General features: G+C 56.0%; 5 protein-coding genes. 4 read left to right on the top strand and 1 reads right to left on the bottom strand.

Annotated features, from left to right (window positions below):
• Positions 1–475 precede the first annotated feature (475 nt).
• The 3 genes from ACG00X_RS23945 to ACG00X_RS23935 are packed head-to-tail and all read left to right on the top strand — an operon-like array spanning position 476 to position 4,217.
• On the top strand, positions 476–1,666 hold the full coding sequence (locus ACG00X_RS23945) for an AAA family ATPase (protein ID WP_394492328.1): 1,191 nt from the start codon (positions 476–478) through the stop codon (positions 1,664–1,666).
• A complete protein-coding gene (locus ACG00X_RS23940; RefSeq protein ID WP_394492326.1) occupies positions 1,663–2,640 on the top strand; it encodes a hypothetical protein in 978 nt (325 codons plus the stop codon). The genes ACG00X_RS23945 and ACG00X_RS23940 overlap by 4 nt, the downstream gene beginning before the upstream one ends.
• Positions 2,641–2,648: 8 nt before the next feature.
• Positions 2,649–4,217 (top strand): DUF262 domain-containing protein, encoded by a 1,569-nt coding sequence (locus ACG00X_RS23935; RefSeq protein ID WP_394492324.1) that lies wholly within the window; start codon positions 2,649–2,651, stop codon positions 4,215–4,217.
• 135 nt (positions 4,218–4,352) lie between these two features.
• On the opposite strand, the gene ACG00X_RS23930 is transcribed toward ACG00X_RS23935, so the two are convergent.
• A complete protein-coding gene (locus tag ACG00X_RS23930) occupies positions 4,353–4,967 on the bottom strand; it encodes a recombinase family protein (RefSeq protein ID WP_394492322.1) in 615 nt (204 codons plus the stop codon).
• A 30-nt stretch (positions 4,968–4,997) separates the two neighbouring features.
• Here ACG00X_RS23930 and ACG00X_RS23925 point away from each other — a divergent pair.
• Positions 4,998–5,435, top strand: a 438-nt coding sequence (locus ACG00X_RS23925) for a helix-turn-helix domain-containing protein (protein ID WP_474103096.1), incomplete at its 3' end; no start/stop codon positions are given.

The following is a 5,435-nucleotide window of genomic DNA, read 5'->3' as shown; positions in this document are numbered from 1 at the left end:
ACTCGGCTGCACTCGACGCTGGCCTACGTCAGCCCGATGCAGTTCGAAGAAAACTGGCTCGCCGGCCAACGCCGGCAAGTCAACGCGTAGTCCAGCTATGGGATACGGAATTCAGGGGCAAGGTCAGTCCAGACCGTCGGTCTTGTGACGACTAGGCAGCGGCCGGGGACCGCGGACGGCGTCATCTTCGTCTCGCTGGAGGACGAGGAAGGCGAGATCCAACTGATCGTCTACCTCGCCATCTCGGCGAAGCCTCACCTGCGGCCGCGGTGTTGGGCGCGCGGCTGATGGCGGTGAAGGGGCGCTGGCAACATCAGGGCGAGGTGTGCAACATCGACGCCGGACACATAGAAGACCTGTCTCCGATGCTCGGTGAACTAGCCACAAAGAGCCGAGATTTCAGGTAGTGCAGAACGCAATCTTAGAGAATGCCAGCATCACGTCGGCTGTTATGCGCAGCGATAGGGGAGGGTCAATGCAAATCCGTTCTTTCGAAGTTCAGAACTACAAAGGGTTCCGAGATCACCAAGTGGTTGAGTTGGCGCCACTCACGTTACTGTACGGGCACAACAGCTCAGGCAAGAGCGCATTGCTGCGCCTGCTGCCTTGGATCGCCGAGTCCATGTCCGACACTCGGCCAGGGCCAATGCTCGACGGACACGTCGGCAAGGGCGCCATGTGGAGCGATATTGCCCACGTTAACTCCCCTAGACAGGCGGTCGAGGTCTCTATCTCGTGGACGTCAGGAGCAAAAGCCGGCTGGGCGTTCCGAGGCGGAGTCCTGCCAGGAAGCTGTGAACTAAAGAGCATCCATATCGAACGCCCCGATGCGATCTGGTCATTTGAGGATGATGGAGATTCTCAATGGCGGGGTTTGATTACCGGAGTTGCTGGACTTCTTCCAATTCCAGACGATCCACTATGGGTATTCCAGCGCGAGCTTCTCAAGTCATTGAAATTAAATGTTCAATGGTTGCAAGGTATTCGTGCAGGAGTTCCGCGAGTTGAAAAGGCGCAGGCTACGGCCCCAGCGGCGTTATCTCCTGCAGGGGAGGGGGTGGCGAGATTTCTCTATCAGTGGGAAAAGCAGCCTCGATCAGCCGCTGAAATGGCAGCGTTGGATTTTGTGCGGAAGTTCTTTCGTGAACTTGGTTTTGAGCTGATACCTACAGATGTTGCGCCAGGTTTTTTTAGGCTAGATATTGCTCCGCTCGGGAGTGCTGCTTCGATCAACTTGGTGGACACCGGCGAAGGGCTGACGCAGGTATTGGCGCCGCTGGTTGCTTTGGCCCGTGCCGCATTCGGTATTGGCCCTCAAGTTGTTTGCCTTGAGCAACCTGAGCTTCATTTGCATACCGACGCTCAACGGATTCTTGCAGGGGCAATTTGCCATGCAGCCTCTGCGGGGGCGCAAATTGTCATAGAAACCCATTCGGAAGTTTTGCTTGCATCCACGCAGTTGGCAATAGCCGGGGCTGAAAGGAAGATTGCCGCCGAGGACGTTGCACTTTACTGGGTAGAGCGCAGACCCGATATGACTTCAGTCGCGCGACGCGTGCCGTTAAACGGGCAGGGGCGTGTTGGTGGTAGTTGGCCGGTTGATGCGTTTGATGATCTGCTGCAGCTCAAGGGGGAGTTGCTTCAAGCTCAGCGGAGCAACAAATGATCGTCGATTTCGAAGACGCATGTTGGACGACGGGCTCAGCCGAATGGGATCGAAGCTTGGTCGAGTTGTTGGTGCTACTCGTCAAGAACGAGCAGCACGCAATACTTGCAGATTCAAATGCCTTGCTGCTATGGTGCGCCCGCTGCCTACCAACTCATGTTGAATACTTCAAGATACGGTTGGCAGCTGCTCAATGTCGAGCAAACTCGCTAACTGTATATGTGTCAGTGGGAGGGGCGGCGGCTGCGGTTGGTGCTCCGCCATGGATACTCACAGCAAATGCGGCTCAAGATATAGTGAGCGCGCCTCTTCGGTTGTTCCTTGAGAATAATAAGTCGGACCAAATGTTTGTTGAGGCCACGATCCCTGCGTTTGCTAAATGGAGGGATAGCAGTTGGGTAACCGCCGTAATGGGGGGTGGGACTGCTATGCAGGGAGATATGAAGTTGGCAGCCAACGACGATGTGGCACGCTGGCGAACATTCTTTCTATTTGATAGCGATCGACTGCATCCGGACGAGTTGAACCCTGGATGGGCTCCGCCAGGTGGTGACAGATGTCAAGGGCATCAATTTGAGTCGCTTTGCGCAGGTCTTCCTGCTAACCGATGGCACCGATTGAGTCGGCGGTCAATTGAAAACTATTTGCCGCAAGCAGTCTTGGTTCCGCTGAATCAGCAATTGGCGATCACTCTTTCCAGCCCTAGTGTCGGAAATATGGTGAAGCATTTCAATTTTAAAGAAGGTTTGGCGGGTGACGGAGTATCGCCCCCACGCGCCACGCATGCAGTACGGGCGTCCCGGTCCAAAGGATTTTGGTTGGCCTTAACGGCAGCAGAAGTGGCGACACTTCAAAATGGTTTTGGATCAAATGTTTCGAATGAGTTTTCGAATATTCCTGCCAACTATAGTTGGAGTCACGACGTGGTATCGGAGGCGGCTAGCCTCTCTGACGCACTGCAAGACGCTCTCTAGGACAATCTATGGCTGAAACCCCAAGCTATGTTTCTGAGCCGCAAGTAACTGACCTCCCAAAGCTGCTTTCGGACGTTCGTGCGGGGCACATTCAAGTGCCGAGATTCCAACGACCATTTGTATGGGAGGATGATCGAAGGGTCGAGCTTCTGCGGTCCCTTCGCATCGGAATTCCAATCGGCAGCCTGTTGGTTTGGAGAACCACGAAAAACAGACTGCGCTGCTTTCAAGCAATCGCCGGAGTAAAGATTCCAAGTCCCAGCCATGGGCAGACCGTTAGCTATCTGCTTGATGGCCACCAGCGCCTTACAACTCTGTTCGCCGCCTTCGCGAAAAGCGGTGCGGGTGGCGAAGGCGATGAAACTCCCCCGCCGATATTTTTTGATTTGGAGCAGGATGATTTTGTTGTCGGAAATCCGGCAAATCAATGGGCCTGCTTGCCTCTTCACCTATTTCTTGATGCTGTTGCGTTACGGCAGCACTTCAGAACGAAGGAGCGTGAAGGCCAAATGATGGCGGCGGAAGTTGATAGGCTGCAGGAGATTGCGGAAGGGGTCATGTATGCAATGCAATGGTGCCGTATACCTATAATTCCGCTAAGTACAGATGACGTCGAGTTGGCTACACGCACATTCCATCGTGTGAATAGTCAAGGTGTGCCAATGACTGAGTTCCACATGATTGCGGCTCTCACTTGGGGTGATGACTTTGATCTGCGGGAAATATTCGAGCGAGAATGGGGTAGGGTGACGTTGCCTCTTGCTTGGAAACCGGCGAGCGAACTTCAAACGCTAAACGTTTTGAAGGGTATATTGGGCATGGAGCTGGGAAGATCGAACGGTGACTTGCTCGCTCGACGAATCCGAGAACGGCCGCAATTGGCAGTAGAGACGGTCCACCTATTGACGCGAGCAATTGAATTGGCTTCGACGCATCTTGTGCATACTCCCGTCGCCGTGCCCTATCAGATGCAGCTGACCTTGACGGCGATCGCCCTTCACGATATGCCAAGCGATATCGAGGTGGATACGGAGTGGTTGCGCCGATGGTGGGGGCTTACTACTGCGTGGGGCAGTTTTGCGAGCGCCGCCACACATCGAGTGCAGGCAGCGCTTCGGCATCTAAAGTCTGGCTTGGCCGGAAAGCATGAGCCTTGGCCTAGCTTACTATTCTCTACTCCAAATCCAGCGCCCATCGCAACCCTTGATCTGAGAAACGCTCGTGCTCGGTATTTTGCGGATGGATACGCTTCTCAATGTGATGGCGTTAATCTGCTAAACGATCGGGGGCCTCGCGCGTTCGTCACACTTATAGCTGGTGAAGGCACTCGAATGGGGAATCGGTTCCTCTGGAAATCAGAAGAGGTCGAATCGTTGATTCAGGCGCTTAACTGGAAGGAGGAAGATATGCTGGCTGGTCATTTTGTGGACGATCAGGCGCTAACCTTTTGGGCTCAAGGGGCTTTGGATGAATTCATAAGGCGCCGGGAAGTGTTGATGAATGACGCAGAGCGCGGTTGGTTTATCGGGCTGAAGCCAATGTCGTTTATCACGCCTGAGTCGCAACCACTCTTTTGAATTTTCGTCCATGAATGCGCGGTGGTTAATATGCCTTTAGTGCGCCTAAATAATTCGAATGTAGACCCTCGGGTAGGGGGTGAAACTGTCCCCATCTGAAACGTCTCTGAGGCCCCCTGCCAGGGGCCCCAGTGGTTACGAAGGCGTTTTGGATTTGGCTCTAACTGCGCGCAGAATGGTCGAGCGACTTGCGCCTGTCAAATCTTGCACCTGACCCCAGGTCTTGCCAGCATCGAGAAGCGCAAGAATATTTTGATGCCGCTTTTCGTCCACCTGGCGGCCTTTGTAGAGTCCCTGGAGCTGCGCCTTGGCGATGCCCTCTGCCTGACGGCGGCGCCGATCGGTGTAGTCCTTGCGAGCCATCACGGCCAGCATGTCCAGCAGCATCCCGTTGACGGCCTGAAGGATTAACTCTGTAGGGTCGGCTTCCTGGCCTGCCTTGCGTGGCATAGCGGCCCGCATAGCCCCGTGGCTGGTCGGAAGGTCCAAAGCGACCACACGGACCCCCTGGGCCTTAATGGCGGCCTTCAAAGCCTCCCAGTCGTCCTCGCTGAGCCGCGAGAGGCGGTCCACCTGTTCCACAAGCAACACGTCGCCGGGATGGCAGTCACCCAGCAAGCGGAACAGCTCGGGACGACGCAGCTTCGCCCCAGACTCGTTCTCGGTGTTGCCGCTGACCGAAAACTGACCAGACAAACCGTGTAGCGCCGACTGAATATTGACCAGGGTGACAGACCTACCCTGCTGCATTTTGCGGCAGGGGTATGAAGGGTGATCACCATGGCCATGAAGGGCAAGATTCGCGCGATGCATCTGCGCGAGGGGAAGTCGATCAGTGAGATCGCCAGGCGCACGAGCCTGTCGCGCAACACGATCAAGAAGTGGTTGAAGGAGCCGGCCGAGGCGGCTCCGAAGTACCGGCGAGCGGCGACATCGACCAAGCTGGCGCCGTTTGTTGCGACGCTGACGCAGGCGTTGAAGGCCGATGCGCACCGGCCCCGCCACGAGCGGCGCAGTGCCCGGGCCCTGTTCGCTGAGTTGCAGGCCAGCGGCTACGACGGTGGCTATGGCCGGCTTACGGATTTCATCCGCGCCTGGCGCCAGGACGAGGGCAAGGCGGTGCTGACCAAAGCCTTCGTGCCGCTGAAGTTCGAGCTGGGCGAAGCCTTCCAGTTCGACTGGAGCGAGGAGGGGCTGGTGGTCGGCGGCATCTACTAC

The organism is Pelomonas nitida (assembly GCF_043555975.1).
Classification (GTDB): Bacteria; Pseudomonadota; Gammaproteobacteria; order Burkholderiales; family Burkholderiaceae_C; genus Pelomonas; species Pelomonas nitida.
This window is presented reverse-complemented; position numbering and strand designations above follow the sequence as displayed.